The following is a 26,775-nucleotide window of genomic DNA, read 5'->3' as shown; positions in this document are numbered from 1 at the left end:
CTCTGTATAATCATTTGCACGCTGATAGTAACCATAGATTTGGAACTCTATCGAGCCTGGGGATTCAGGATAGATGCAACGCCATTAATGTATTTGAGCAGTCCTGACGAAATGATGGCTTCCGCAGGTGCTTCACCCATTGGACTATTAATATTTATCTGGGTAGTCATAAGTATCATTTCAATTCTTGCCTTTCATTTTCTTTTTCAAAAGGTAAGATTTGAAAAACTTCCTTGGCTCAACTTTCCAATTGTGCTTTTTTTGCGGCTGTGCTCATTATACCTATTCGTGGAGGGTTACAATTGGCCCCTATCAATCAGAGCGCAGTATATTTCTCAAACAAACTATTTGCAAACCATGCTGCCATTAATCCACTTTGGAATTTTGCAGATTCTTGGTTTAATAAAACAGCTGACAAGGGTAATCCATATCAATATCTACCTACCAAAGAGGCCGAATTAGAAGTATCAAAAACCTTACACAATAGCTCACCAACGACTGAATATGTTATAGACACCACGATAACAAAACCCAATGTTTTAATCATCACTTGGGAGAGTCTTACCGCAAAAGTATTTGATAAAACTGGTGGAATAAAAGGTGTTTTGCCCGAATTAGGTAAAATTGCTAACGAAGGTATCCTTTTCAGGAACTGTTTTGCCAGTGGTGACCGTTCAGATAAAGGATTGATTGCTATTTTGAGCGCATTTCCTGCTCAACCAACGGCAAGTGTCATGACTATGCCAAAGAAGACGGCTCATTTGCCTATTCTGAGTCAGGATTTCAAAAACAGGGATACCGTACAGCATGGTATTATGGTGGAGAGCCCGAATTTGCCAATATAAAATCGTACATATTGGCGGGTGAATTCGACCAATTAATCACCAAAGAAAACTTTGACCCGAAGGATATGAATTCCAAATGGGGAGCACACGACCATGTGGTTTTCAATCGACTGTTAAACGATTTGAATGGGCAAAAAGAGCCTTTCTTTGTTAATTATTTTACCCTGAGTAGTCATGAACCCTTTGAAGTACCTATGGAAACGGTTTTTAAAGGTGATGATATGAAAGATAAGTTTATCAATGCTCATCATTATACGGATAGAAGTCTAGGACAATTTATCGCTGAAGCGAAAAAACAAGACTGGTGGAAAAATACTATCGTCATCATTGTCGCAGATCATGGACACCCACTACCCAAAGACGATAAAAAAATTGACAATTTTCATATTCCAATGGTTTGGACTGGCGGTGCATTGAAGGTAAAAGGAAAAGTAGTAGATTCGGTTTGTTCCCAAAATGATTTGGTGGCTATGCTCCTAGCACAGCTTCGCATGCGCAATCCAGCCTATCAATGGTCAAAAAATATTTTTCAACAAAATTATCAACCGTCGGCATATTATGTATTCAATGATGGTTTCGGGTGGGTCGCTCCAAAAGGAAATTTTGCCTTTGACAATCAAGGTAAAAACCTTATCGAAACCACAGGAAAAGTCGATTCAAACCTTGTAAAACAAGGAAAAGCATATCTTCAGTTATCATTTCAAGCATTTTTGAATTTATAGCTGTAACTTTGCCAAATAGATTTCAAAAAGATTTATGCAAAATACTGAGAATCACACGGATAAAAAGAAAGTAGCCTTTTATACCTTGGGCTGTAAATTGAACTATTCGGAGACATCAACGATTTCCCGAATGTTTGAATCTAAAGGGTATGAAAAAGTAGAGTTCAATCAGAAACCCGATATATTTATCATCAATACATGTTCGGTAACCGAAAATGCCGATAAGAAATGTAAGAAAATTGTCAAGGAAGCCAACAAAATTAACCCTGATGGCTACGTGACAATTATTGGTTGTTACGCGCAATTGAAGCCACAAGAAATTGCTGATATTGAGGGAGTTGATGCCGTTTTGGGAGCGGCAGAAAAGTTTCAATTGATTGACTTGTTGGATGGTTTTGTAAAAGAGCCAAGTGGACAAAAAGCCAAAGTTTACAATCAAAATATCGAAGAGGCTATTGATTATCATACCTCTTATTCTTTGAATGACCGTACACGTACCTTCTTGAAAGTACAGGATGGTTGTGATTACCCTTGTGCATATTGTACGATTCCCCTAGCGCGTGGAGCTAGTCGTTCTGACAGCATCGCAAATGTGGTAAAGGCAGCACAAGAAATTGCAGCAAGTGGCGTAAAAGAAATCGTATTGACAGGTGTGAATATTGGGGATTTTGGTTTACGTAACGGCACAAGAGAAGAAACTTTCTTCGATTTGGTCAAAGCACTTGACGAGGTAGAGGGAATCAACCGCTTTAGAATCTCGTCTATCGAACCAAACTTGTTGACAGATGAAATTATCGCATTCGTAGCGCAGTCAAAACGCTTTGTACCGCACTTCCATATCCCATTACAATCGGGTTCTAACAAAGTTTTGGGCTTAATGCGTCGTCGTTACAAAAGAGAATTGTATGTAGATAGAGTTCAAAAAATCAAAGAACTCATGCCCGATTGTTGTATTGGCGTTGATGTCATTGTAGGTCATCCAGGTGAAACAGAAGAAGAGTTTTTGGAAACTTATAATTTCCTAAATGAACTTCCTATCAGTTATTTGCACGTATTCACTTATTCAGAACGTGAAAATACCACTGCATTGACGATAAAACCCGTAGTGCCACAAAGCAAACGTGCAGAACGCTCGAAAATGTTACATATATTATCAGACAAAAAACGTCGATATTTCTATGAACAACAATTAGGAAAAAGCTTTGAAGTACTATTCGAAGAAGACGTGGAAGATGGACAAATGCAAGGCTTTACAGAGAATTATGTTCGCGTGACAGCCAAATATGACCCGCTCTTAATCAATGAAACTAAGCAAGTTGCCTTGGTAAGCATTAATGAAAAAATGCTAGTGGAGGTTCAAGAAGCCGAAGTATTATTCGAAAGTCATTAAAAACAAAAAAGGCTGTTCAGAGTTGAGCAGCCTTTTCTTATAACAAAACAAAACCACAAGAAACCAAACTTGTGGTCTGCAAAGATAATTAATATTCTTAGAATAATACTAACAATCGGCGATTTTTCTCCAAATTGTTCAATTACTCATTTTATCCTTTATATTCAGTAGATTATGAAGGGTTCCCGTCTTTAGGGAATTTTCTTTTCTTGAAAAATCTAGGGCGTGATGGCGCATAGGAAGCCATAATCTCATATACATCATTTGTACCTATTTCCTCAGCCATTCTCAACAACAACAAAGCACTCACCTCCGCATCCTCCATCGCATTATGGTGGTTAAAACGGTGATTGAGTTTGTTCGTAGCAAGTGTATTCAAGCCATACCCCGGCTCCTCTTTCCATATTTTTTTGACAACTCCAAAGAGCACAACGAAGCATATCGAATCGGAGGAATACCGTATAGTTCTAAAACGGTACTCAGCACCCCAAAATCAAACTTTCCATTGTGAGCCACCAAGGTAGTATTTTCGAGATAAGGCTTAATTTCTGGCCATACTTGGTCGAAAGTTGGTTGTTCCTCCAACAATTCTGCTGATAATCCATGGACACGAAATTGATAGTACCCTACCTCGAAAGGTTCAGGACGAATCAACCATTCTTTTCTCTCAGTAATCACGCCATTTTCGACTTTGACTGCCCCCAAAGCACACGCACTACTTCTACTATTATTGGCAGTTTCAAAATCTATTGCTGTAAAATTCATACTAATAACATCTTCATCACATCGGCTCAAATGCTTCCATAAAGGCAAAATCTGTAAACCAAATTCACTGAATATAAAATAAGTTTCTGTTCTCTATAAATGCAAATATCGGAAAAAAGGAGCGAAAATGGTAGAAAATAGATAGGTGATTCTAGTAATAGGTATGATTGTCCGATTAGTTTTAAGACGGCTAAACCCAGATAATAAGTTTTCCTAAACGAGAACTTCTTGAGATTGGTGAAGACTATGTTATTTTTTACTTTAGTGGAAGGAAATTTAACTACCCTCACAAAGCAATTACACTTTTCATGATTAAATATTAATTTCTACTTTTGATAAGTATAGCCTTGACTTTGCGCAGACAAGTAGAGAATGTATGGGACAGAAAGAAATTCTTGGAGCGAAACGGGTATTTACCTCAAGAGCCTCAAGCACCCGTTCAAAGCAGCTCAGAGCACCTTGAGCGGTTTTAACTCCAACAGAAGCGTGAACAAATCAGAGACCAAATCCTTAAACTAGAAAAAAAGATAGCCTACCCCACCAAGCACGTGCGCTTTCATAAAGTAGAGCAAAAAATGTTGGAATGGCAAAAGCAGCTTTTGATTTATAGGGAGGAGTTGGAGAGAGTGAATTTTACAAATTAGATATACTATGGATGTAAACTGTATCGTGTGCCATGATTTAAACTCAGCAATAAGTATAGAACACATAATTCCTGAATCCTTAGGAAATAAACTTTACTTATGTCAGAAAGGTAAAATTTGTGATCGTTGTAACCAAAAATTTTCAAAATTTGAAAAAAAGGCATTGACGCTTAGTACTTTGGTTATGCAAAGATCAAGATATAGTATTCCTTCAAAAAAAGGGAAACCTGCGAGCGGAGAGATAAATGGCTTAAAAATAAATGGTGATCAAAATTTTAGAAAAGGTTTTGTAGAAATCAGAGGTAAGGTTAAACTAATTAAGAAGCAAGGATCAACTGATTTGTACGACCTAATTGTAGGGACGTTTGACAGAGATGAAAGCACCCCGTGTACGAAACTATTTTTTAAAATTGCGATAGAAGCATTATATCATTCTAAAATTGAGATCTATAACAAGTACGATGGACAATTAGAAAATTTAAGGCGGTTTATTTTAGGTCTTGATAATAAGGAATGGCCAATAATTACAAGTTCATTTGGGGTTAATGAAATGATTGATATACCCGAGGAGTCAATAATAAATCATTTAAAGGAATCACATATTGAAATAAAATTTATTGAAACATTTTCAAGTTTGATCTTTTGTTTTAAAACAGATGAAATATGTTTTCAGGTTGACTTATTAAACAGACTTAATTCCGATTGGATTCACAATATTTTAAATAATGACCCATTTGCAAGGCTTTATCCAATTTATTATTATAAAGTGTTTAATCGAGGACCAAGGATTGATAAACAATAAAAAAAACTAAATGTCTACACCAATAAAACTAGAATGGCACGTTGAGCGTATCGCTTGGCGTGATATGATTCCTTACGAGCATAATCCTCGTAAGAGATATTTTTCTTATAATAAAAATATTGACCCTAAAGTCATTTTCAATACCTAGTTACTTTAAGGATAAATCCCGTCAAATGAGCGTAAGATTTATTTAAAAATTTCCACCTAGATTATTCACAAATGACAAGAGAAGAACTTCAAAATCTTTCAAAAAAGAGACTTAAAGAGTCTAAGTATCTAATTGATGGCGGGTTTTATGATGGAGGATATTATCTTTGCGGTTACTGTATTGAATGTGCTCTAAAGGCTGTAATTGCTAAAAGTATTCCCAAAAACACCTTTCCAGATAAAACATTTGCCATAAATGTCTACACGCATGATTTAACCCAATTACTAAGGTATAGTAATTTGAAAGCACAATTCGATCAAGATATTGCTGCAAACATGAATTTGAAGACTAATTGGAATATTGTTAAAGACTGGTCTGAAATTAAGAGATATGAGTTTAGTAGTAGAGTACAAGCGGAGGATTTATATAGAGCAGTTTCACATAGACAAAATGGTGTATTAAAATGGCTAAAGCAATATTGGTAGAAGAAAATATTAAAGTAGGCGAAAAAATTCTCGTAGAACTTGATAAAATAATTCCTGATATAATTGGTGCTTTTTGGTTTCTCTTTGAAGAAACTGAAGAATGGAAACTGATATTCGTCTCTCCTACTTTTGATACAAAAGGTCCTAGGTTTGCTTACAAGTTAATTTTGGATGTTCTTCAAAAAAATTCTATTAAAGAAAACTTAATTGCTTTTGAAGATATTTCTATTTTACCCGTGAGCAGTCCAATTTTTAGTCTCTTCAAAACTGCCATAAAAACTGGAAAAGACATATCGAACATTAGATTTCGAAAAAATAGCATTAATGGTGTTATTATAGAAGATGCAATGTTGTATAGAGTTTTGTCGAACAAACAGGTTGCGTAAATCTTGATAACAAATTCCTTAAAAGCCTGCCATATCAGTAGGCTTTTTTAATAATCATTTCCCAAAAAAACAAAATGCCCTCTGACATAGTCTGAGGGCATTTTTTCTGAAACAAAACCACAAGAACCATTACTTGTGGTCATGCTTGTATAGTTATTAATCCTAAACTTCTACTAAAGATTCGTCGTGTTGTGAGATATCCAAACCTACTCTTTCTTCTTCTTCTGTCACACGCAATGGAATAATTTTGTCTGTGATGAACAACAATGCGTAAGAAGCTAAGAAAGCGAAAGCTGAAACTACAACCAAAGCTACGATGTGTTTGATGAACAAAGAAGCGTCACCACCGATGAACAAACCTTCTTCTGCTACTGCTCCGTTGATTGCTTTTGAAGCAAACAAACCTGTCAACAACATACCCATCATACCACCTGTACCATGGCAAGGGAATACGTCTAATGTATCATCCAATTTAGAGTTAGCTCTCCAGTGAGCAGCGATGTTAGAAACGATTGCTGAAACTGTACCGATAAAGATAGCTGCTGGAACTGATACAAAACCAGATGCTGGCGTGATAGCTACTAGACCAACTACTGCACCGATTGAGAAACCTAATGCTGATACTTTACGACCACGAGTTACATCAAATAATACCCATGACAAACCTGCTGAAGCCGCTGCTACGTGAGTTGTTGCGAAAGCTGAAACAGCCAAAGAACCTGCACCTACTGCTGAACCAGCGTTGAAACCAAACCAACCGAACCATAATAAACCTGTACCTAACAATACGTAAGGGATGTTTGCTGGAGGAAGGATGTTTGCTTCTACGTGTGACTTACGACGTTTCAAGTAAATAGCACCTGCTAATGCTGCCCAACCTGCTGACATGTGTACTACAGTACCACCTGCGAAGTCAAGAACACCATATTTGAACAACCAACCTTCTGGGTGCCATGTCCAGTGAGCTAATGGAGCATATACTACTACACAAAACAATACCATGAACAATACGAATGCACGGAAGTTGATACGTTCAGCCAAAGCACCTGAAATCAAAGCTGGAGTGATTACAGCAAACTTCATTTGGAAGAAAGCAAACAAAGCAAAAGGAATTGTTGGAGCTAATGACCAAGGCTTACCATCAAATACACCTTTGAAGAAAGCATACTCAAATGGATTTCCGATAAGACCATTGATTGAGCTACCAAATGCTAATGAGAAACCAAAAATTACCCAAATCAAAGTAATTACGCCCATTGCAATAAATGATTGCAACATTGTTGAGATTACGTTTTTGTGGTTAACCATACCACCATAGAAGTAAGCCAAACCAGGTGTCATTAATAATACAAGACCTGCAGATACTAACATCCATGCGATGTCACCAGTGTCAAGACCTTCTGTTACAGCAGGACCTGGAGTTGGAACACCAAAGGCAGCAAAAAGCGCAATTGCCAAGAGGATCAACATTGGGATCCAAGTTGGTTTTTGTTGTGTCATGATACTAAAAGTTTTAGGGTTTATGGATTTTGTTTTCAGAGAATGTCAACCGTTGCCGTTTGACAATTATCTTAAATTAAGTCAGGAATAAAGGGATAGATATTCCTGACTTAGTTGTAATATCTTAATTAGAATTTGTAAATCATTGCCCAAGTAAATGTTGACTGAGACTTAGTGTCTTTTCCATCACCATCTACGAAGAAGTTTTTGTCGTAAGAGTCAACTCTGAATTCAGGCTTCAATAACAAGTGTCCGTCTGCTACTGTAAATGTAGGAGTAATTGTGAATGAATTTACACTTACACCATTACCATTTGCATCGATCAAGGCAGTAACACCGTCTTTGTTAGAGAATGATTCATAACGAGCACCTAAGCTAAATGTACTTGAGAAGTCATATTTAGGATACAATGCTACACCACCCCAAGTTTTACCACCTTGCTCACCAGTTGCTGCGTTCAAACCGAATAAGAATTTATCAGTCACTTGGTAAGTTGTAGTCAAGTCTAACAAGTTGTAAGTTCCTGTTGGTGTTACACCTGTTACTGGATCTTTTGAGTTACGGTTGATTGTGATACCGTTAACATATACATTCCATCCTGCTGTTGGTTGTACAAATACTTGTGCAATCAAACCTGGTTTATTGTTGTTGCTATACAATTGGTCAACACCACTTACGATACCGCCCATCAAAGCAAATTTATCAGAGAATGCATAAGCAGCTTTAACACCTACATGGTAGAAAGGACCATTATTAAATAAGTTCGAAAGCGAGTAGTGATAGTTAGCTGGAGCATCGATTACTTCATAGCCAATGTGTGTACCGAACTGACCAGCTGTTAAAGTAAATTTATCTGTAGCCTTCCAGTTGAAATAAGCTTGTTTGATAATCAATGAAGATGATCCGTCTTTTCCTAATGGACCAATGTTGTTACCATAGTTTCCTAAGTCAGCGTTCGGACCGAATGCCAAGTCTACAACAACATCAGATTTGCTAGTTGAGTATCCAATTTTAGTTTGAGCCAAACCTAAAGAGAAACCTGTTTTCTGATCAAATGCTCTAGCTGTACCAGAAGCACCTGTGTTCTTCATATCTCTTGGATTATTGAAGTTTGACAAATAGTAAGAATCAATGTATCCAGAGAATGTAAACTTACCTTTATCTTCCTCCTTTTCTTGAGAAAATGCTGGAACTGCCAAAAACAAAGAAAATAATGCCGTTAAAGTCTTTTTCATAATATTATTTGGTTAATTGATTAATTATTAATGCTTGATTACAGTGCAAATATTATAGGTAAAAATCATTAATCCAAATTTTTTAGATAATTTTTAAACCTATTTTCTGCTATTTTTCAAAAAATAATCCAAAATCAATCTTTTTATAAACCAATATTATCCCTTTTTGCATAAAAAACCAACAAACAAGTTCGTTTTTAAACATATTTGGCAAATCAATCAATATGCCAAATATTATTCTTTGCACATTTTGATATTTTTTTGGATTTTTCCAATAAAAAAGCCCCAACTTCTTTCGAAATTGGGGCTTAGAGCCTTTCAGTACAATTGTACTATACCATGTTACTCAGCATGTAACCATGCTTTTTTAGCCAACAATGTTTCTTCGTCTTCCACATACTCTGGGTCTGGAACACAACAGTCAACTGGACAAACAGCTGCACATTGTGGTTCTTCGTGGAATCCCATACACTCAGTACATTTATCGGATACTATATAGTAAAACTCGTCAGAAACCGGAGCCATTGGTTCTTTACCGTTGATAACAGTACCGTCTTCCAATTCAACATCGACCAATTTTGTCCCACCTGACCAAGTCCACTCTACACCACCCTCATAGATTGCAGTGTTTGGACATTCTGGTTCGCAGGCTCCACAGTTGATACACTCCTCAGTGATAATAATTGCCATAGCTTTTTAAATAATTGATTAAAACGTTATCGGTTTATGGCTATCGGTTAATCGGAAAAGATTATCGCGCTAAATTCAAAATTTATGATAATGGTTTTGATAACTGATAACTAGCCACAAATTTAATAACTAAACAGCGAATAGACTAGATAGTTTGAAGACTATTGTAAAAATTTTATTTCCTCTTTTTGATTACCTTTGTGAAAATTATCGAATGATTATGACATTAGAAGCAAGAATTGAGGCTTTTGTAGCGCTTGGACGCTTTTTGAAAGACGCAAAAAATCAATCAGAAATTGAACTTTGGGTAGATTTAGCTTACCATCAAAACAATTGGTTTACCCCTGAAAATACTCGATCAGCGATCGAGGCTATTGCTAATTACTTCTTAGACGAGACTGCTATTCGTCGTTGGATTGGTAATTATCAAATACCAAATGAAAACCCAACTCCTAAAAAAGTGGGTTTAATCATGGCTGGAAATATTCCTGCGGTGGGTTTTCATGATTTGTTTTGTGTCCTTATTTCGGGAAATATCAGTGTTGTAAAACTTAGTTCGCAAGATACTGCCTTGATGAGAGGACTTATTTCAAAATTATTGGAGTTTGCCCCAGAACTTCCAATCGAATTTGCGGAACAAATGAAAAATGTGGATGCATTGATCGCTACTGGTTCTGACAACACTGCTCGATATTTTGAATATTACTTCCGTAACAAACCACATATTATTCGTAAAAACCGTAGTTCGTTAGGCATCATCAAGGGTGATGAAACTACAGAGGACTTTTTGGCGCTAGGACAAGATATTACTTCGTACTTCGGACTGGGCTGTCGCAATGTGTCTAAATTGTATGTTCCAAAAGGTTACGAATTTATCAGCTTTTATGACGCAATCGAGCCGTTAGGTGACATTTTCTTGAATCACAAATACAAAAATAATTACGATTACAATAAATCAATCTACTTGATTAATGGCGTAAAACATTTTGATAATGGATTCTTGGTAGCAACGCCAAGCGAAAATCTGGTTTCGCCTATTTCTGTCATCTTTTATGAAGAATATGAAAATGAGCAAGATTTGACAGAAAAATTAGCGGTTCATGAAGAGAAAATTCAATGTATCGTAGCCAAAGATAGCTGGTTCCCAAATTCAGTTTCATTCGGAGATTCACAATGTCCTAAACTGGATGACTATGCCGATGGCGTAGATACAATAAAGTTTTTGTTAGAAATGTGAGGATTTTGTTTGCATTGAGTGAGTTTTGATTGAGCGATTGAGTGATTATTAACAAAAAAACTGCGGTCGAAATGGGTTTTCGACCGCAGTTTTTTGTTGATAACCTATCATTGGATACGAAGACATTGATGAAAAAATCACTCATTCACTCAATCTCAATTCTCTCAATTCAAGAGATTATTCTCTCGTAAAAGTAACCGACTTACCAAAAATTGGTTTACCGATATATCCTCTCACATCTAAAGTATTCGAATTCTTGAGCGTCAAGATACAGTCGTACGTTTTACCACTTCTTGGATCATATATAGTCCCGTTTCTCCAAGTATTCTTTGATTCTGCAATAAAGTTTTTCAGTAAGACCAAACCCAACATGGGCTTATTGCGCAATGACTCATCTTGATTTTTGGTATCCAAAACAGGTTTTCCGTTAACCGAAGGTTGTTTAAGCCAAGCTATCTTTCCATGATACTTTCCGTTTTCTTCATAGATTTGAATTTTGGAAAGCTTATCCGCCGTTAGCCACATTCCTTCTACAGAAGAGCTTTCTGTTTTGTAAAAATGAGAAAACAACAAAATAAATCCGATTCCAAAGAGGTTAATGAGAATTTTCATAGATTTTCGTATTGAGTATTATTAAAGAGTAAACTATTTTGAGCTCAGAATGTTAGGATACACTTTTGATACCCCATAAGCTGCAATAGAGCCAATGATCGCTCCGCAAATTACATCACCAGGATAATGAACTCCAACATAGATACGGCTGTAACTTACAATTATTGCCCAAGGAAATAAAAATTTGACCCAAGCGTGTTGCTTTCCGTACTGTAAATAAAGAAATACGGCCAAAGTAAAACTGTTGGCAGCATGCGAACTACAAAAACCAAATTGTCCTCCACAACCTCCTACCAAATGTATTAAACTGGCTAAACTTGGCTCATGGCAAGGACGTAATCTAGCTACCCAAGGTTTGAGCAATCCTGAACAAACTTGATCCGAAATCAATATACAGAACAAGATCGCTACCAAGACTTTCCAACTTGACTTACCTTCTTGTTTAATAATAAAATAAAGAAAAAATAAATACAAGGGTATCCATGTAAACTTATTGGTCATCAAACTCATAAAACCGTCCATGACAGGATGATGAATACCATTCAGGAAAAGAAAGGCTTGTGTATCAAAAGATTTGAGAGATTCCAACATAAAATGAGTCTATTCTTAATCTGAAACAGATGGATGAAGAGAAAATAAACCGTGTCAAAATCGTGTAGGTATGAGTGGACTCTAAACTATTGCAGATTTGGGATTTCGGAAATAAAGTAAAATACCTTTATTTTTCACAAAATATAGAAGTCTACACTTCCGAAATCCAATATCCGATATCCGAAATAAATGGTTTTTATTATCCTTTGTACAATACTAGTTGTGAATTTGAATATCAAGATATTAACAAACACACTCAAAACTCAACACTCACATGACACGGTTGAGTATTTTAAACAAATCGCAACACTTTGCGCACACGCTCAATCGTTGCTTTGGCGATTTCTTCTGCTTTGGCTTCCCCGATTTTCAATTTTGCTTCTAGCTCGTCTAGGTTGTTCATATAATACTCAAACAAACGTCTTTCTTCTGCAAACTCACGCACCAAGACTTCATGCAATGCTTGTTTGGCATGACCATAGCCAAAGCCACCAGCCAAATATTTTTCACGCATTGTAGCAATCTCCTCTGTAGTTGCGACTAATTCATACAATTTGAAAACGTTACAAGTATCAGGATTTTTAGGTTCTTCTAAAGGAGTGGTATCTGTAACAATTTTCTTAACAACTTTTAGTAATTCCTTTTCAGGTAAAAATACATCAATGAAGTTGCCATAAGATTTACTCATTTTTTGTCCATCAATCCCAGGAATCGTCATAACTGACTCATCAATTCTTGCCTCTGGCAATACCAAAACCTCCTCTTCATATTGGCGGTTAAATGCTGACGCAATATCACGAGTCATTTCAAGGTGCTGGCGTTGGTCTTTGCCAACAGGTACCAAGTGAGCATCATATAAAACGATGTCTGCTGCTTGTAAAACTGGATAGGTAAACAAACCAGCGTTTACACTAGCTAATTTTTCAGATTTTTCTTTGAAGCTGTGCGCATTGGCCAACATAGGAAATGGCGTAAAGCAATTAAGATACCACATCAATTCGGTATGATAGCCAGCCAATCTTGATTGACGGTAGAAAAAGTTTTTTTCAGGGTCAAATCCGCAAGCCAACCATGCGGCTGCAATAGCATAAGTATTTTGACGAAGTGCATCACCATCTTTCAAACTTGTTAAAGTATGTAAGTCGGCAATGAACAAAAATGATTCATTATTTGGTTCTTTAGACAAGGCTACGGCTGGGCGAATCGCTCCCAAAATATTTCCCAAATGTGGACGCCCCGATGCTTGAATGCCTGTTAGTATTCTCATGCTAGAAGGATTAATTGGTTCTTTGTGATATTGAAGCCTTCGCAAGCTTCGAGTCCATTTTTGTACAAAATTCCACAAATTCCTCCAATCCGTCAAATCATGGTTTGAACATTTTGAGTAACTTCACAAATAAGAACTGATACAAATCTATAAAAAGTAAAAATATGGCCATTACTCAACAAACTTTTGAATACCTTAATCAACTCAAAATCAACAATAACCGAGAATGGTTTCACGCCAACAAGAAAGAATACGAAGGAGTAAAAGTAAGTTTTGAAGAAACCATCCAAGAATTAATAAATACCATTGGAACGTTTGAAAACCTGTCTGGCGTAAAAATTAAGGACTGTAATTATCGAATTGCTCGTGATGTCCGTTTTTCTCCAAACAAAGCCCCTTACAAAACTTGGCTCTCGGCCAGTTTTTCGGAAGGTGGTCGTAAGTCAGGTAAAATGGATTACTATTTACATATAGAAGATGGAGGCTCCTTTTTGGGTGGCGGTATGTATTCTCCAACAGCAGAACAACTCGCGGCATTCCGTCAAGAAATAGATTTTAGTCCAGAAAGTCTAAAAGGTATTATCTTTGATCCTCTTTTTGTCAAAACCTTTGGAACGCCTGAAGGTGAGAAAGTAAAAACTTCTCCAAAAGGGTATGATAAAAACCATCCAGAAATTGAATTACTGAAATGGAAACAGATGTTTTTCTGGAAAAAATTTACAAACGAAGAGGTGCTTTCGCCCAACTTTGTGGAGCAAGTCACTGAAACCTGTAAAGTGTTAAAACCTTATTTGGATTACCTGAATGTCATTTTCTTCGACCACGAAGAGCCAGATATTCAGTTGTTGTAGGAAAGAAATTAATTCTGAAATAGGTTTTTCCAAACCATTTCTTTGCCAATATTACCCTTAGAAATTATGCAATTTAGTCACTTACACTGTCACACACAGTACTCCTTACTCGATGGAGCTTCAAAAATTTCTGGGCTTTTTGCCAAAGCCAAGGCTGATAATATGCCAGCTGTGGCTATTACCGACCACGGAAATATGTTTGGAGCGTTCCAATTTGTGGCAGAAGCAGGCAAACATGGAGACGTCAAACCTATCGTGGGTTGCGAGTTCTATGTTGTAGAAGACCGTCACAAAAAATCCTTTTCAAAAGACCAAAAAGACCGTCGTAATCACCAATTAATGCTGGCCAAAAACCGCAAAGGTTACGAAAACTTGGTCAAACTTTGTTCGTTGGGATACATTGAGGGTTTATATGGTAAATATCCTCGTATCGATAAAGAATTGATTCTACAATATCATGAGGGATTAATCGCGACTACGTGCTGCATCGGTGCTTCTGTTCCTCAAGCTATCTTAAAACATGGTGAAGAAGAGGCTGAGAAAGAATTCAAATGGTGGCTAGACCTCTTTGGTGAGGACTATTACATCGAGGTACAAAACCATGAAATTCCTGACCAACTAAAGGTAAATGAGGTTTTACTGAAGTTTGCCAAAAAATACAATGTAAAAGTAATTGCGTCGAATGACTCTCACTATCTCGACCAAAAGGATGCCAACGCACACGATATTTTACTTTGTATCAACACAGGGGAAAAGCAATCAACCCCAACTTATAAGGATGTTGATGATGGTGAAAGTGTAAAAGGAAAACGTTTTGCCTTTTACAACGACCAATTCTATTTTAAGTCAACTCAAGAAATGACTGACCTTTGGAGCCATATTCCAGAGGCAATTGATAATACCAACGAAATCGTTGACAAGTGTGACCACTTGAAACTGAAGCAAGATATTTTGCTTCCTAATTATCAGATTCCAGCAGGTTTTGTTTCTCAAGACGATTATCTCGAACACCTTACATGGGAAGGTGCTCGCAACCGATATGGTGAAAATTGGGAAGAACCGCACATCAAGGAACGTTTGGCGTTTGAGTTACACGTGGTAAGAACGATGGGATTTGCGGGTTACTTCTTGATTGTACAAGATTTTATCAACGCTGGTCGAGACTTGGGAGTATTTGTGGGTCCAGGTCGTGGTTCGGCGGCGGGTTCGGCGGTGGCATATTGTATCGGTATTACCAATATTGACCCAATCAAATACAATCTCCTATTTGAGCGTTTCTTGAATCCTGACCGTAAATCAATGCCCGATATTGATACGGACTTTGATGACGAGGGTCGCCAAAAAGTAATTGATTATGTAGTAGATAAATATGGTAAACAGCAAGTTGCACACATTGTAACCTATGGTACAATGGCTGCCAAAATGTCCATCAAAGACGTAGCTCGTGTGATGGATTTACCATTGAATGAATCCAACGAACTTGCAAAACTAGTCCCTGATAAACCCGGCACTAGTTTGAACCGCGTAATGAATGCCCCACTTGTTGGTGAAAAATCACTTGCTGAAAAAGAACAATTACAAGCTGAAGATATCGAAAACGTCAAGAAACTTCGTGAAATTCGTCGAGAAGGTTCTTTACGTTCGAAAGTACTAGAAGAAGCCTTGGTATTGGAAGGTTCGGTTCGTGGGACGGGTATTCATGCTGCGGGTATTATCATTGCGCCAAAGGATTTAACTGAAATTTTGCCAGTTGCAACTTCAAAAGAAGTAAACTTATTAATTACGCAATTTGAAGGTAAAATCATTGAAGATGCTGGGGTAATCAAAATGGACTTTTTGGGTTTAAAAACGCTTTCAATCCTAAAAGAAGCCCTTCGTTTAATTAAGCAAAACTATGGTGTAGAAATTGATTTAGATACCATTCCGCTCGATGACGTAAAAACTTACGAATTATATCAACGAGGCGAAACAAACGCTACCTTCCAATTTGAATCTGGTGGTATGCAAAAGCACTTATTGGACTTAAAGCCCGATCAATTCTCGGATTTAATTGCTATGAATGCCTTGTACCGACCAGGTCCTATTGCCTATATTCCCAACTTTATTGCTCGTAAACATGGTCGTGAGGAAATCTCGTACGATTTGCCCGACATGGAGGAATACTTGGCAGATACTTATGGAATTACCGTTTATCAAGAGCAGGTGATGCTTTTATCTCAAAAACTAGCAGGTTTCTCAAAAGGAGATGCCGACGTTCTGAGAAAAGCGATGGGTAAAAAAGACCGTTACACACTTGATAAAATGAAAAGTAAGTTTGTGGACGGTGCCAAAGAAAAAGGACATCCTGAAGACAAACTCAATAAAATCTGGACAGACTGGGAAGCCTTTGCACAATATGCCTTCAACAAATCTCACTCGACTTGTTATGCATTTGTAGCGTACCAAACTGGTTATCTCAAAGCGCATTATCCTTCGGAGTATATGGCTGCCGTGATGTCTAACTCATTAGGCAACATCGAAAAGATTACTTTCTTTATGGAAGAGTGTAAGCGAATGGGATTGCCAGTGTTGGGACCAGACATCAATGAATCTTACCGTTCTTTTGCCGTAAACAAAAAAGGAGAAATTCGATTTGGTTTGGGTGCCATCAAAGGAACTGGTGATGCGGCTGTAGAATCAATTATCGAGGAGCGTGACAAAAATGGTCCTTACAAGGATATTTATGACTTTGTGACTCGTGTAAATTTACGAACTGTAAACAAGAAAACGCTAGAAAGTTTGGCGTATGCAGGTGCATTTGATTGTTATCCAGAAATCCACCGAGCCATCTATTTTGAAGAAAGTGAAGGTAGTACCTTTATTGAAAAAATTATCCGTTATGCCAACAAATCCACGGAACTAGCTTCTTCAGCCCAAGCTTCTTTGTTCGGAATGTTGGGTGATGGTGGCGGGGCAGATATTGCCAAACCAAAAATTCCGAGTATCGAAAAATGGTCTCAAATGGAGCGATTGAAGTTCGAAAAAGATGTCGTAGGGATTTACATTTCAGGTCACCCGCTCGATACCTATCGACTAGAGCTTGATAGTTTTTGTACCACCACTTTGGATAAAGTAATGGATCCTGCTTATCGTGGAAAAGAGGTTAGTGTAGGAGGAATTGTCACCAAAGTAGTGGAACGATATTCTAAAAATGGAAATCCATTTATGTTGTTCACATTGGAAGATTATAATGGCAGTTATGAGTTTGCGCTTTTTGGTGAGGATTTTGTGAACCTATCGAAATACGTTTCTCAAGATAGATTTTTGTATGTACGAGGTACCGTTCGCAACCGTTGGGGCAAGCCTGACGACTGGGAATATAAACCTATGAGTATGCAATTGCTTTCAGAAATTCGGGATAAATACACCAAAGAACTCAGTATTACTTTAGGATTGCAGTCTGTAAATTCTATGATAGTAGAATCTTTGAATCAACTTTTCCTAAAACATCAAGGTACATGTAGTGTTTCTGTGAAAGTTGTCGATCCTGAAGACAAAGTGGAGGTTACTATGCTCTCAAGGAAGAATAAAATTTCTCCCAATAATGAATTCTTGGAAGAACTTCAGCAAATTAATGGCATTACTTTTAAGTTGAATTAATTGGAAGGGCATAGTTAGAAAGGAACAAAGGCACAAAGTGAATAATCACCGAGTGAGTGATTTGTGCTTTAGTAATTATGTTAAAGTTTGTAATTTAGAAGTAGAGAGGTAACACTTGCCTAGTTCGAGACTTGGTCTCGGACTATCTTTTGCTTCAGTTTATAAACTGTATAAAAAATTGAGTCCAAGACTAAGTCTTGAACTAGTAATTTAGCTGATATTCTCTTTGAGCGCCGTAGCTGCGACAGAAAGCCAATTATATGGAAGTCTGTCGCAGCTACGGCGCTTTTTAAAATAATTCAGGATAGCGATTCTTTGCTAAAAACCTTCGCTCCTAAGAAGCTGAAGCATCAGATAAGCCTCAGAAATATTAAAATAAACAGTTCTATCATGTTCACTTTTTATTTCTCTACAAATCCCCACTTGGACCAAAAAATTCATAATGTAATTGACCTTCTGGAATTTCTAGCGACAAAAGCATCTGTATTACCTGTTTCATAAATGGTACTGGTCCACAGAAATAATATTCTGCATCAAGCGATGAGATATTGGCTTTTAGAATTTCTGGTGTAAGCAAACCATTATAATCTGGTTGGTCAGTCGATGAGGGTTCGTCGTAGATTGAAATCACTTTCAAACTCTTCTTTTTATCCGCCAACTGACGACTTCTTTGTCCAAAAGCGTGAACTTCGCCATTTTTAGCACACTGAATAAACAAAACTTCATTTTCGGCATGATGAAACAAATCCATATACATACTCATCAATGGGGTAATACCCACTCCACCAGCAATCAAAACAATTGGTTTTTGTGTCGGTTCTAATACAAATTCTCCCGCAGGAATACCCAATTTGATGATATCGCCAACCTGTGCTATTTCGTGCAAATAATTAGAAACAACTCCTGCTGGATGACCAGATTCTTTTTTTACCGAGATTCTTAACGTATTTTGCGTCGTACAACCCGACAAACTATAATTACGTGTGTGGGTGTGCTCTGCGTCGGGAATAACCACATTAACCGCCACATATTGCCCTGCCTTAAAAGGCGGTATTGCAGAGTTGTCTGAAGGTTTTAGAAAGAAACTAGTTATAATACTCGATTCCTCCTCTTTTTTGACAATTGTATAATTTTTCTGTCCACGGTAACCACCCTCCTGTTGCTCAGCTTCTTGATAGATATTCTCTTCGATGCCAATCAATAAGTTTGCTAATTCTTGATAAGCCTCTGCCCAAGCATTGATAATATCAGCCGTAGCAGCATCTCCCAAAACGATTTTGATAGCCTCCAATAAATTGGTACCCACAATGTCATACATTTCTGGAGTAACGGATAAACTGGTATGTTTCTGTGTAATTTGGGTTATTGCTTTTGCCAAAACTGCTGGATTTTCGATGTTGGCAGCATACGCATAAACCGCATTCGCTAAGGCACGCGGTTGTGTTCCGTGTGCTTGGTGCGTCATGTTAAACACATTTTTGAGAGAAGGATTTCTTTCAAATAACAACTGGTAAAAAGTTTTCGTAATTGCCTCACCGTGAACGGCTAACACAGGCACAGTAGCCTTTACGATTTCTATAGTTTTTGCACTTGCCATAATTTTACAATAAAGAATAAAAGACCTTTTAATCTTCTATACGGTTAAAAAAATATGTTTGAAAAAATGTTTAAAAGGTGATTAATCAAATTAAACTGCAAACTCTCAAAAGGTTTTAACCCATATTAAAAGGATTACCCATTAGTAAAATTTCAATCAATTTTGGAGAAATCACCCATAAGACTAACGCTTCAAAAAAGTCAATCCATCGGCCAAACCTGTTGCTACGTCATACAAAGTGGTAGTTTCAAGAAGTTTAGTAATGTCAGCTCTAATTTTAGCAAATTGATTATGTAAAGGACAAGGATTTGCTCCGGAACATTCCTTTAGACCTAATCCACAACTTTTGAAAATATCATCACCATCCATTGCGCGAACTACCTCTGCCAATTTTTTCTCCTTCATCGCCGATTCGAGAATTTCAAATCCTCCGTGTGGGCCTTTTACCGAAGCCACAACATGATTCTTGGATAAAACCTGCATGATTTTTCCAGTAAAAGCCTCTGGCGATTCTATGGCTTGGGCAATATCTTTTATCCCCACCCTCTTTTGTGCTAAAGACTGGGAAGCAATGTAAATACTGGCCTTGATGGCATATTCACAAGTTTTAGAAAACATAAATACTATTGTTAATTAACATGACAAAGATAAATCATTAATAAAAGATAAAAAAGTCTTTTATTGTATTTTTTCACAATACCTTCTCCGAAATTCCCGAAAAAGGCATTCTTAATTTTTACTTTCTTTTTTCTTCCAGTAAAAATAAAAAGGTATTCCTGAGGCAATTAGTGCCAAGCCAGAAAATGCTTGTACAGGTTGTGTAAACAATGTGACAGTGACCAAAACCAAGCAAAACAAAATAAAAACAATCGGTATATAGGGATAACCCACTACTTTGTAGACTCGTTTGAGCGTTGGTTCTTTTTGACGAAATAGGACAACTCCGTATGCTGTAGCGCCATAATAGATGAAAGAAGCGAAAACCAACATATCTGTCAGTTGATCAAAACTGCCAGACCAAATCAATAGCACTGACCACAAAGCTTGAAATAGCAAGGCAAAAGAAGGAGTTTTATAAATCGGGTGAATATGTGCAGTTTGCTTAAAAAACAGCTTATCTCTACCCATGGCATAAAACAACCTTGCCGACATCAAAATAGTCCCATTCGTGGCATTGAGAGTCGTGAGCAGAATTAAACACGCCAATAAAATCGTTCCAATTGGTCCCATGATTACCTTGGCAACTTCAATAGCCGCAATAGTATTGGGATTTTCATTTATTTGGATAAATGCCTCAATAGGCAATACTCGAAGATATACAAGATTGAGCGACACATAAATCAGTATAACGGCAAGCGTCCCAAAAGTTAGAGCCAAAGGCAAATTCTTTTGGGGAGATTTGACCTCTTCGCCAATAAATCCAATATGGTTCCAGCCTTCGTATCCCCAAAATGCCCCAAGACAAGCTGCAAATAACGCTTTAATCCAAGACCCCGAAGTACGATTTTGATAGATTTCTAAGGATGAAGTATGACTTAAATTTTGCCATGAACCTTTCGGACTAAACAATCCACATATCACGAAGATACCTACAGCCAAAAACATCAGAAATGTCAAACTATTACTCAATTTCTCCGCAATGGTCAACCCCTTAAAGTTGACATACGTTAGTGAGGCGACTAAAAGCGTTGCTATTGCCTTGATTAAAATAGGAGCCTCTATGGAATATGGCTGAAGTTTTAAGGCAAAAATAGAATAAAAAGATTCTGCGAAAACATACGCTAGGGCGGCAATAGAGGCTGTTTTCATCACCGTAAAATTGCCCCAGCCGTACAAAAAAGCAAAGAATGGATTGTACACTTTTCGGTAATATTGATATTCTCCACCCGAATCAGGAAAGAGACTTGCCATTTCGGCAGTAGTGAGCGCCCCCGCCAAGGTGATAAGCCCTGCGACAATCCAACACAATAACACCAACCAAGGGGAACCCAATTCAGCCGCCATTGGGGCTATTTTCTTGAAAACTCCCGAACCAACAATCACACTTACTACAAGCAAGCTAGCCGAACGAAGCCCTATTTTAGGTTGGAGAAGAGACATAGTTGAGTGCTGAGTTAGGAATGCTGAGTTTTGAGTTTTTTGAATGAAATTAGATTATTCAATCGTGAATAAAGTTGATACTTCAGAAAACAGACTATTAAACTTATGGTGCTCTTTAGAAATTCTTCGTTCTATTTATCAAGTAAGAGGACTATATATTAATGGATCACTTTGAAAATATCCTTTAACTAATAACTGATAACTACTATTTATTACTACAACAAAGAAAATCCAAATCCACTTTTTTCATTGAGATACATGAAACCGTTTTTAACTTCAAAACCTCCTGTTACCAAATCCTCTGCCAAGTCAAAACTGCCATCTAAATCTAGATATTTTGAATTTGGACAAGCATAAGCAAGGTGCAAGGCAGCCGTGATACTCGCGATACTTTCGTCGTTACACCCCCAGAATAACCTAATTCCAGCATTTTTGGCAATTTGGGCTATTTCCAAAGCGGGTAAAAGTCCTCCACATTTCATGAGTTTGATATTAAAAATACCGAATCTTTTGGGTTCTGAAGCAAACTTGATAGCATACCATGCATCTTTCAAACTTTCATCTGCAGCTATGCTCGATGCGAAATCTAAGGTTTGATACAAGTTGTTTTCCTGTCCTACTTGAATAGGCTGTTCAACCAACTCGATCTCCAAACTTTGGGTATGTTCAAACCATTTTTGTAAGGTATCTAAGTCATAACCTTGGTTGGCATCTACTCGAATCGTGATAGCATTGCCAAACGATTTACGCAAGGCAGCTACTCTTTCCAAATCTTCTTGCCAATCTAGTCCTGTTTTTACCTTCAATGTCGAAAAGCCTAGCGAAAGATACTCCTTTGCTTCTTCGACGGTTTCCTCTACACCCTTAATACCAATCGTTACAGAAGTGGGCAAAGCTTCTATTTTTCTTCCGTAATAATCAACCACTGGTATACCTAAATATTGACAAAAAGCATCATGAAGTGCTAAATCAATCGCTGCCAATGTCCCAGGCAAATACCCAAAATATTGGTGAGCTTCAAAAATGAGTTGTTGGAAATGTCGGATATCTCTTCCTACTAATTTTTGCACAAAATCTGTTTGTAAAGAAGCTAAAGTCTGAGCAGGATTTTCGCCTACAACTTCTTCGGCAGGACTCGCCGAACCTACGCCAATGATACCGTTTTCTAGTTCAATTTCTAGAAATACCAATTTAACATCTGTAAATGTACTGTAAGCAATGGTATAAGGCTTGGTGAGAGCCAAATATTTGATATAGGCACGAATAGCAACGATTTTCATAGGCTGAGGTTAGTTTAGAATCACATTTAATACATCCTCTACCCCATCCTGAAGTGGTAATACAACGGGTATGCCTAACTCTTTTTGATAGCTTTCTTTAAAAGCAAGATATTCTTCTTCGGTACAATCTTCAGTATTCAGAGCCAATGCGATTACTTCAGCTCCTAGTTGTTGTATCAATGCTATTTCTGAACTTACACTAGGTATTTCGCCCCAATGCGGGTCATTATCGTAATATTTTCTTTTGGGTGCATGTACCAAAACGACCTTTTTGGCATTTCCTGAAATAATAAACTCAAAGCCGCAAGGACCACTTGGGTTTCTTAAGGCAGATTGTCCTTCCAATAGAATAAAAGCGGGCTTAGTCTCTTTCCAACAGGATACAATAGCATGTTCTAATTCTCCTGAAACAAAATCATTGAGTGTCGAATCAAAGACAAAACCGTATTTTCCACCTTGCAACCAACCTGTTTGACCAGTATAAATCATTTCTGCTGAAATACCTTTTTGTGCTGCACATTGACGTAATAATCTGGCTGTGGTACGTTTTCCCAAGGCACAATCCATGCCCATCACTGCCACAATTGGCACGTCTACTTGCTTGATTTCGCCTGTCCAAAAATGTAAATCCTGACGTTTCTTAGGCTTACGAATATCTATGAGCTCCAAGTTTTTTTCCTCCGCTAATTTGACAAAAACAGGATTATCCGTCAAATACTCATGAAGTCCATTTACTACAGAAATACCTGCTTCTAAGGCCTTTTCTACGATTCCAACCATGGCTGGAGGCAACACTCCCCCAACAGTCGCTACACCAATGATTAAAAAATGAATATCTGCTAATTGCTCAATAGCATCTTCCAACGAACCAAATACAGGAATATTTCGATGTTTTCCATCCAAAACTTCTCCCGCATCTTTGCCCGACAACTTAGGCGTATCAATTACACCAACGATATCGAATCGTTCGGTGCCCCTGATTAAGCCATGCGCCGTTTTGGCGTCATTTGTTTCTAATAAACCGTTGGTTAATACTACAGCTTTTTTCATATAGAGAGGTAATTAATTACTTGATTAAGGGCAAAAGCAAATGAATGCGATTGCCCTTTTAGGATTAGATATTAAGGTGAAAAATGAATGTTATCGTTTGATCATTTGACCAGATAATTTTCCAGTAGGCTTTTGGTCTTGCCAAACTAGTTCGCCATTGACCCAAACCATTTTGATACCTGATGAAAGAGCTTTAGGATTTTTTACATCAGCATGGTCTACGACCGTTTCAGGGTCAAATAGTACCATGTCTGCATAACAATCTGGTTTGATAAGTCCACGATGTTGGATACCTAAATTTTCGGCTGTTAGTCCTGTCATTTTATAGATAGCCGTTTCCCAAGAGAAAAGCTTTTTTTCTCGAACATATTTCCCCAATACTCTCGTAAAAGCCCCATGTCCCCTTGGATGTCCGCTTCCTGCTCCGTCTGAACAGATATTGGTATGTGGCCAAGCCAATATTGCCTCCACATCTTCATCATCCATAGATTTACCCATGATTGCTTCTATTCCTTCGTCATAATCTGGGTATTTCTTGTCAAATGCTTCCGCTTCAGCTACCAAGTCCATCAAGGTTTGAGCTTCTGTTTTCCCCCGTAAACCAGCAATTTCAGCAAGCGTTTTACCAGCATAAGATTTGTTTGGCGCAAAACGAACTATGATAGACTCTTTGGGGTCAAAAAGCTGTTCAGTTGCCATCTGGGCACTCTCAAGATTGGTGTAATCTCTTTTAGGAAAAAGAACTCTTAAAGTCGAATGCCAAAAAGTATATGGATAACAATCTGCCGTAATTTGAATTCCTTCTGCACGAGCTTCTTGGAGTTTGGCCAATACTTCGTGAGCAGATTTCCATTGAGAACGAAGGGCTATTTTTCCATGTGAAATTTGGACAGGAATCTTTGCTTCTCTGCCTATATCAATAATTTCGTCAATAGCCTCTGTTAAATTTATATCCTCACTTCTGATATGACTCATATAACGTCCGCCGTTGATGGCAGCAACTTTAGCTAGTTCAAGGACTTCATCACGATTCGAGAAAAAGGAAGATTCATATTCAAGACCTGTATTTAAGCCAATCGAACCTTTCTGAAGTTCAGTTTCTAGCAAAACTTTCATTTTTTCGACCTCCTCAGGCCTCGCGGTTCGGTACAAACCTCGTGGTCCCATCACTTTTTGGCGAAGTGTAGCATGTCCTGTGTAAGAGGCAACATTAACGGCTACAGGCTTTTCTTTCATCCACTTGCTCAAACTATCCATGGCATAGCTACTACCATCTTGACCGATTACAATGGTAGTAATTCCTTGGCTGAGCATGGGAATGGCTGTGGGGGTCTTGTCTAAACTTCCATAATGATGGCTATGCGAATCAATAAACCCAGGTGCAAGTATTAGTCCATTTCCATCGGTTACGGTCTCGCCAACAAAAGGTTCTAATTTGCCAATTTCCCAAATCTTATTATCTTTAATCCTAACCTGAACTTGTTGACTTGGCAACCCTGTACCATCTATCAATTTGATATTTTTGATTAAATGTGTTTTAGGTAAATGAAAAGGTTGACCAGCAAGTATTTTTTTGAGAATATTTCTAAAAATTGGGTTTGTTCCATTTGATAGCAGAATGGCAGTTGTTTGGGTTTTGTTATTTCTGAAAATAGCATTTTGAAAACCAACCCATGAGCCGGTATGTTCAAAACCATTTTCGGAAATTCCCCAACCAAAACCATAAGGATAACTTGAGCCGTCTTTGAGTTGAACAGGTGTGAAAGCCTCCGCCCAAGTGGCAGGTTTTAGCACTTTATTTTCTGTAACCAGTTGAATCCATTTATTCAAATCCTCTGCGCTTGAGTATATATTGCCATCGCCAACAACCCCATCCAAGAGAATGAGGTCATTGGAAATAGCTTTCCCATTTTTTCTTTCAAAACCTAAAACACGTTTTTTGTTTTGATTAGGACCATTTAGAAAATAAACAAAGGTGTTTTTTAGACCAAACGGCTGGGATATTTGAGTGCTGAAGAAGTGTTCAAAAGAAGTTCCCGATGCTTTTTCGATAATACTTGCCAAAAGTAAATATCCCGTATTACAGTATTCCCATTTTGTACCAGAAGCAAAATTGAGTGGTGGGTGTTTTTCGACGAGTAATTGAATGAGCTTATCGTTGGTGAGCGTATCGAGGGTATTAAGGTGGCTCATCGCCATGTCAAAATATTCTGGAAGACCAGAAGTATGCGTCAGTAGCTGGCGAATGGTAATCTCTTGATAAGGGAAATTTGGAATAAAATGGATGACCTTTTGGTCATATTCCAATTTCCCTTGCTCAAAGAGTTTCATAGTCATCGTTGCTACGAATTGTTTAGTAATTGAGGCAAGATTGAAGGGCTGAGCCGCATCTAGCGCAGTGCGCTGTAAGTAATCTGTATATCCGAGTGCCTTTTGAAACTTGATTTTCCCTTTTTCAGACAAAAGAACCACTCCGCTAAATTGACCCTGAGCGTGTAGCACTCGCATGGCGCTATCTACTTGAGCAATTTTCTGAGGAGTCAGTTGAGCTGTTGTCCTACAAAAAGGATAAAACACTGCCAAAAGCAGCAAAAACAAGTTTCTTTTTAGAGGCATCATATCAGATATTTATGCTGATTACTTAGTTTAAATTTATATTTTATTCTTTAAAATACTCAAAAATACCCCGCTAACTTTTGTCATTTTCAAAAAAATAAGCATATTTTGCTTTATCAACATAAGATTAAATTGTTAAACAGAATATTATGCTGGACTCGACCGACCAACAAATTCTTCAGTTATTACAGCAAAATGCCAAACTAACTATTAAAGAATTAGCCGAAATGTTGAATCTAACCACCTCGCCTGTATTTGAGCGAATCAAGCGGTTAGAAAAAGACGGTGTTATATCTGGATATGTAGCCTTAGTAAATCCTGAA

The 26,775-nt window shown here is 37.6% G+C and carries 23 protein-coding genes and 1 pseudogene; 10 read left to right on the top strand and 14 right to left on the bottom strand.

Annotated elements, in window-relative coordinates; genetic code table 11:
* The first annotated feature begins 269 nt into the window (after window positions 1-269).
* Window positions 270-1,567, top strand: a pseudogene (locus tag BWI92_RS28910) (LTA synthase family protein).
* Between the two features lie 34 nt (window positions 1,568-1,601).
* Window positions 1,602-2,957 (top strand): tRNA (N(6)-L-threonylcarbamoyladenosine(37)-C(2))-methylthiotransferase MtaB, encoded by a 1,356-nt coding sequence (gene mtaB, locus BWI92_RS19655; RefSeq protein ID WP_095165977.1) that lies wholly within the window; start codon window positions 1,602-1,604, stop codon window positions 2,955-2,957.
* Between the two features lie 172 nt (window positions 2,958-3,129).
* On the opposite strand, the gene BWI92_RS19650 is transcribed toward mtaB, so the two are convergent.
* Both BWI92_RS19650 and BWI92_RS19645 read right to left on the bottom strand, forming a co-directional pair.
* Complete coding sequence (locus BWI92_RS19650) at window positions 3,130-3,336, bottom strand: hypothetical protein (RefSeq protein WP_095165975.1); 207 nt, start codon at window positions 3,334-3,336, stop codon at window positions 3,130-3,132.
* Window positions 3,333-3,722, bottom strand: a complete 390-nt coding sequence (locus tag BWI92_RS19645) for an exonuclease domain-containing protein (RefSeq protein WP_095165973.1) — start codon at window positions 3,720-3,722, stop codon at window positions 3,333-3,335. The genes BWI92_RS19650 and BWI92_RS19645 overlap by 4 nt, the downstream gene beginning before the upstream one ends.
* A 651-nt stretch (window positions 3,723-4,373) precedes the next feature.
* Between BWI92_RS19645 and BWI92_RS19640 the strand changes: the two genes are divergently transcribed.
* From BWI92_RS19640 to BWI92_RS19630, 4 genes are all read left to right on the top strand, one after another.
* Entirely contained in the window at window positions 4,374-5,168 is a 795-nt protein-coding gene (locus BWI92_RS19640; protein WP_095165971.1) for an HNH endonuclease, read from the top strand.
* A 10-nt stretch (window positions 5,169-5,178) separates the two neighbouring features.
* Window positions 5,179-5,316 (top strand): hypothetical protein, encoded by a 138-nt coding sequence (locus tag BWI92_RS27385; protein WP_176464489.1) that lies wholly within the window; start codon window positions 5,179-5,181, stop codon window positions 5,314-5,316.
* Between the two features lie 71 nt (window positions 5,317-5,387).
* Complete coding sequence (locus tag BWI92_RS19635) at window positions 5,388-5,801, top strand: HEPN domain-containing protein (RefSeq protein ID WP_095165969.1); 414 nt, start codon at window positions 5,388-5,390, stop codon at window positions 5,799-5,801.
* Complete coding sequence (locus tag BWI92_RS19630; protein ID WP_095165967.1) at window positions 5,780-6,187, top strand: hypothetical protein; 408 nt, start codon at window positions 5,780-5,782, stop codon at window positions 6,185-6,187. Before BWI92_RS19635 ends, BWI92_RS19630 begins: the two co-directional genes overlap by 22 nt.
* 162 nt (window positions 6,188-6,349) lie before the next feature.
* On the opposite strand, the gene BWI92_RS19625 is transcribed toward BWI92_RS19630, so the two are convergent.
* From BWI92_RS19625 to BWI92_RS19610, 3 genes are all read right to left on the bottom strand, one after another.
* Entirely contained in the window at window positions 6,350-7,687 is a 1,338-nt protein-coding gene (locus BWI92_RS19625) for an ammonium transporter (protein WP_095165964.1), read from the bottom strand.
* A gap of 128 nt (window positions 7,688-7,815) precedes the next feature.
* Complete coding sequence (locus BWI92_RS19620; protein ID WP_095165961.1) at window positions 7,816-8,922, bottom strand: porin; 1,107 nt, start codon at window positions 8,920-8,922, stop codon at window positions 7,816-7,818.
* Between the two features lie 342 nt (window positions 8,923-9,264).
* The gene (locus tag BWI92_RS19610) at window positions 9,265-9,612 is read right to left on the bottom strand and encodes a 4Fe-4S dicluster domain-containing protein (RefSeq protein WP_095165955.1); all 348 of its coding nucleotides are present in this window, start codon (window positions 9,610-9,612) and stop codon (window positions 9,265-9,267) included.
* Between the two features lie 220 nt (window positions 9,613-9,832).
* Between BWI92_RS19610 and BWI92_RS19605 the strand changes: the two genes are divergently transcribed.
* On the top strand, window positions 9,833-10,849 hold the full coding sequence (locus BWI92_RS19605) for an acyl-CoA reductase (RefSeq protein ID WP_095165953.1): 1,017 nt from the start codon (window positions 9,833-9,835) through the stop codon (window positions 10,847-10,849).
* 177 nt (window positions 10,850-11,026) lie between these two features.
* On the opposite strand, the gene BWI92_RS19600 is transcribed toward BWI92_RS19605, so the two are convergent.
* The 3 genes from BWI92_RS19600 to trpS all read right to left on the bottom strand — a co-directional run bounded on the left by BWI92_RS19600 (window position 11,027) and on the right by trpS (window position 13,319).
* Complete coding sequence (locus BWI92_RS19600) at window positions 11,027-11,461, bottom strand: DUF2147 domain-containing protein (protein ID WP_095165950.1); 435 nt, start codon at window positions 11,459-11,461, stop codon at window positions 11,027-11,029.
* A gap of 33 nt (window positions 11,462-11,494) precedes the next feature.
* The gene (locus BWI92_RS19595; RefSeq protein ID WP_095165947.1) at window positions 11,495-12,052 is read right to left on the bottom strand and encodes a phosphatase PAP2 family protein; all 558 of its coding nucleotides are present in this window, start codon (window positions 12,050-12,052) and stop codon (window positions 11,495-11,497) included.
* Window positions 12,053-12,344: 292 nt separating this feature from the next.
* Window positions 12,345-13,319, bottom strand: coding sequence for a tryptophan--tRNA ligase (trpS, locus tag BWI92_RS19590; protein ID WP_095166097.1), 975 nt, complete (start codon window positions 13,317-13,319; stop codon window positions 12,345-12,347).
* A gap of 164 nt (window positions 13,320-13,483) precedes the next feature.
* Between trpS and BWI92_RS19585 the strand changes: the two genes are divergently transcribed.
* Together BWI92_RS19585 and dnaE are read left to right on the top strand one after the other, a co-directional pair.
* Window positions 13,484-14,170: a DUF2461 domain-containing protein gene (locus BWI92_RS19585; protein WP_229363389.1), complete on the top strand. Its 687-nt coding sequence runs from the start codon at window positions 13,484-13,486 to the stop codon at window positions 14,168-14,170.
* A 66-nt stretch (window positions 14,171-14,236) separates the two neighbouring features.
* Window positions 14,237-17,809, top strand: coding sequence for a DNA polymerase III subunit alpha (dnaE, locus tag BWI92_RS19580; protein WP_176464488.1), 3,573 nt, complete (start codon window positions 14,237-14,239; stop codon window positions 17,807-17,809).
* Window positions 17,810-18,218: 409 nt separating this feature from the next.
* Here dnaE and hmpA read toward each other — a convergent pair whose 3' ends face one another.
* The 6 genes from hmpA to BWI92_RS19550 form a co-directional block, all read right to left on the bottom strand.
* Window positions 18,219-19,406, bottom strand: a complete 1,188-nt coding sequence (gene hmpA, locus BWI92_RS19575) for an NO-inducible flavohemoprotein (protein ID WP_095165945.1) — start codon at window positions 19,404-19,406, stop codon at window positions 18,219-18,221.
* A gap of 183 nt (window positions 19,407-19,589) precedes the next feature.
* Window positions 19,590-20,024 carry an Rrf2 family transcriptional regulator gene (locus BWI92_RS19570; protein ID WP_095165943.1) on the bottom strand — a complete coding sequence of 145 codons (435 nt, stop codon included), beginning with the start codon at window positions 20,022-20,024 and terminating at the stop codon, window positions 19,590-19,592.
* A gap of 111 nt (window positions 20,025-20,135) precedes the next feature.
* On the bottom strand, window positions 20,136-21,506 hold the full coding sequence (locus tag BWI92_RS19565) for an APC family permease (RefSeq protein WP_095165941.1): 1,371 nt from the start codon (window positions 21,504-21,506) through the stop codon (window positions 20,136-20,138).
* A 215-nt stretch (window positions 21,507-21,721) separates the two neighbouring features.
* The gene (locus BWI92_RS19560; protein WP_095165939.1) at window positions 21,722-22,786 is read right to left on the bottom strand and encodes a mandelate racemase/muconate lactonizing enzyme family protein; all 1,065 of its coding nucleotides are present in this window, start codon (window positions 22,784-22,786) and stop codon (window positions 21,722-21,724) included.
* A gap of 9 nt (window positions 22,787-22,795) precedes the next feature.
* Window positions 22,796-23,836, bottom strand: coding sequence for a DUF1611 domain-containing protein (locus BWI92_RS19555; RefSeq protein ID WP_095165937.1), 1,041 nt, complete (start codon window positions 23,834-23,836; stop codon window positions 22,796-22,798).
* Between the two features lie 90 nt (window positions 23,837-23,926).
* A complete protein-coding gene (locus tag BWI92_RS19550) occupies window positions 23,927-26,455 on the bottom strand; it encodes a serine hydrolase (RefSeq protein ID WP_229363387.1) in 2,529 nt (842 codons plus the stop codon).
* A gap of 146 nt (window positions 26,456-26,601) precedes the next feature.
* Here BWI92_RS19550 and BWI92_RS19545 point away from each other — a divergent pair.
* On the top strand, window positions 26,602-26,775 hold a 174-nt coding region (locus BWI92_RS19545), incomplete at its 3' end, for an Lrp/AsnC family transcriptional regulator (protein WP_141234845.1).

Source organism: Flectobacillus sp. BAB-3569, from assembly GCF_002270355.1.
GTDB classification, from domain to species: Bacteria; Bacteroidota; Bacteroidia; order Cytophagales; family Spirosomataceae; genus Flectobacillus; species Flectobacillus roseus.
Note: the sequence above shows the minus strand (reverse complement) of the source record. Positions and strands in the feature narration are given on the sequence as shown.

Excerpts from the sequence above, each read along its gene's own strand:
- BWI92_RS19635 (WP_095165969.1), top strand. The coding sequence starts at position 5,388 with ATGACAAGAGAAGAACTTCAAAATCTTTCAAAAAAGAGACTTAAAGAG.
- BWI92_RS19640 (WP_095165971.1), top strand. The coding sequence starts at position 4,374 with ATGGATGTAAACTGTATCGTGTGCCATGATTTAAACTCAGCAATAAGT.
- BWI92_RS19610 (WP_095165955.1), bottom strand. The coding sequence starts at position 9,612 with ATGGCAATTATTATCACTGAGGAGTGTATCAACTGTGGAGCCTGCGAA.
- hmpA (WP_095165945.1), bottom strand. The coding sequence starts at position 19,406 with ATGGCAAGTGCAAAAACTATAGAAATCGTAAAGGCTACTGTGCCTGTG.
- dnaE (WP_176464488.1), top strand. The coding sequence starts at position 14,237 with ATGCAATTTAGTCACTTACACTGTCACACACAGTACTCCTTACTCGAT.
- BWI92_RS19595 (WP_095165947.1), bottom strand. The coding sequence starts at position 12,052 with ATGTTGGAATCTCTCAAATCTTTTGATACACAAGCCTTTCTTTTCCTG.
- BWI92_RS19550 (WP_229363387.1), bottom strand. The coding sequence starts at position 26,455 with ATGATGCCTCTAAAAAGAAACTTGTTTTTGCTGCTTTTGGCAGTGTTT.
- BWI92_RS19645 (WP_095165973.1), bottom strand. The coding sequence starts at position 3,722 with ATGAATTTTACAGCAATAGATTTTGAAACTGCCAATAATAGTAGAAGT.
- BWI92_RS19625 (WP_095165964.1), bottom strand. The coding sequence starts at position 7,687 with ATGACACAACAAAAACCAACTTGGATCCCAATGTTGATCCTCTTGGCA.
- BWI92_RS19565 (WP_095165941.1), bottom strand. The coding sequence starts at position 21,506 with ATGTCTCTTCTCCAACCTAAAATAGGGCTTCGTTCGGCTAGCTTGCTT.
- mtaB (WP_095165977.1), top strand. The coding sequence starts at position 1,602 with ATGCAAAATACTGAGAATCACACGGATAAAAAGAAAGTAGCCTTTTAT.
- BWI92_RS19560 (WP_095165939.1), bottom strand. The coding sequence starts at position 22,786 with ATGAAAATCGTTGCTATTCGTGCCTATATCAAATATTTGGCTCTCACC.
- BWI92_RS19605 (WP_095165953.1), top strand. The coding sequence starts at position 9,833 with ATGACATTAGAAGCAAGAATTGAGGCTTTTGTAGCGCTTGGACGCTTT.
- BWI92_RS19570 (WP_095165943.1), bottom strand. The coding sequence starts at position 20,024 with ATGTTTTCTAAAACTTGTGAATATGCCATCAAGGCCAGTATTTACATT.
- BWI92_RS19630 (WP_095165967.1), top strand. The coding sequence starts at position 5,780 with ATGGCTAAAGCAATATTGGTAGAAGAAAATATTAAAGTAGGCGAAAAA.
- BWI92_RS19620 (WP_095165961.1), bottom strand. The coding sequence starts at position 8,922 with ATGAAAAAGACTTTAACGGCATTATTTTCTTTGTTTTTGGCAGTTCCA.
- BWI92_RS27385 (WP_176464489.1), top strand. The coding sequence starts at position 5,179 with ATGTCTACACCAATAAAACTAGAATGGCACGTTGAGCGTATCGCTTGG.
- BWI92_RS19585 (WP_229363389.1), top strand. The coding sequence starts at position 13,484 with ATGGCCATTACTCAACAAACTTTTGAATACCTTAATCAACTCAAAATC.
- trpS (WP_095166097.1), bottom strand. The coding sequence starts at position 13,319 with ATGAGAATACTAACAGGCATTCAAGCATCGGGGCGTCCACATTTGGGA.
- BWI92_RS19555 (WP_095165937.1), bottom strand. The coding sequence starts at position 23,836 with ATGAAAAAAGCTGTAGTATTAACCAACGGTTTATTAGAAACAAATGAC.
- BWI92_RS19600 (WP_095165950.1), bottom strand. The coding sequence starts at position 11,461 with ATGAAAATTCTCATTAACCTCTTTGGAATCGGATTTATTTTGTTGTTT.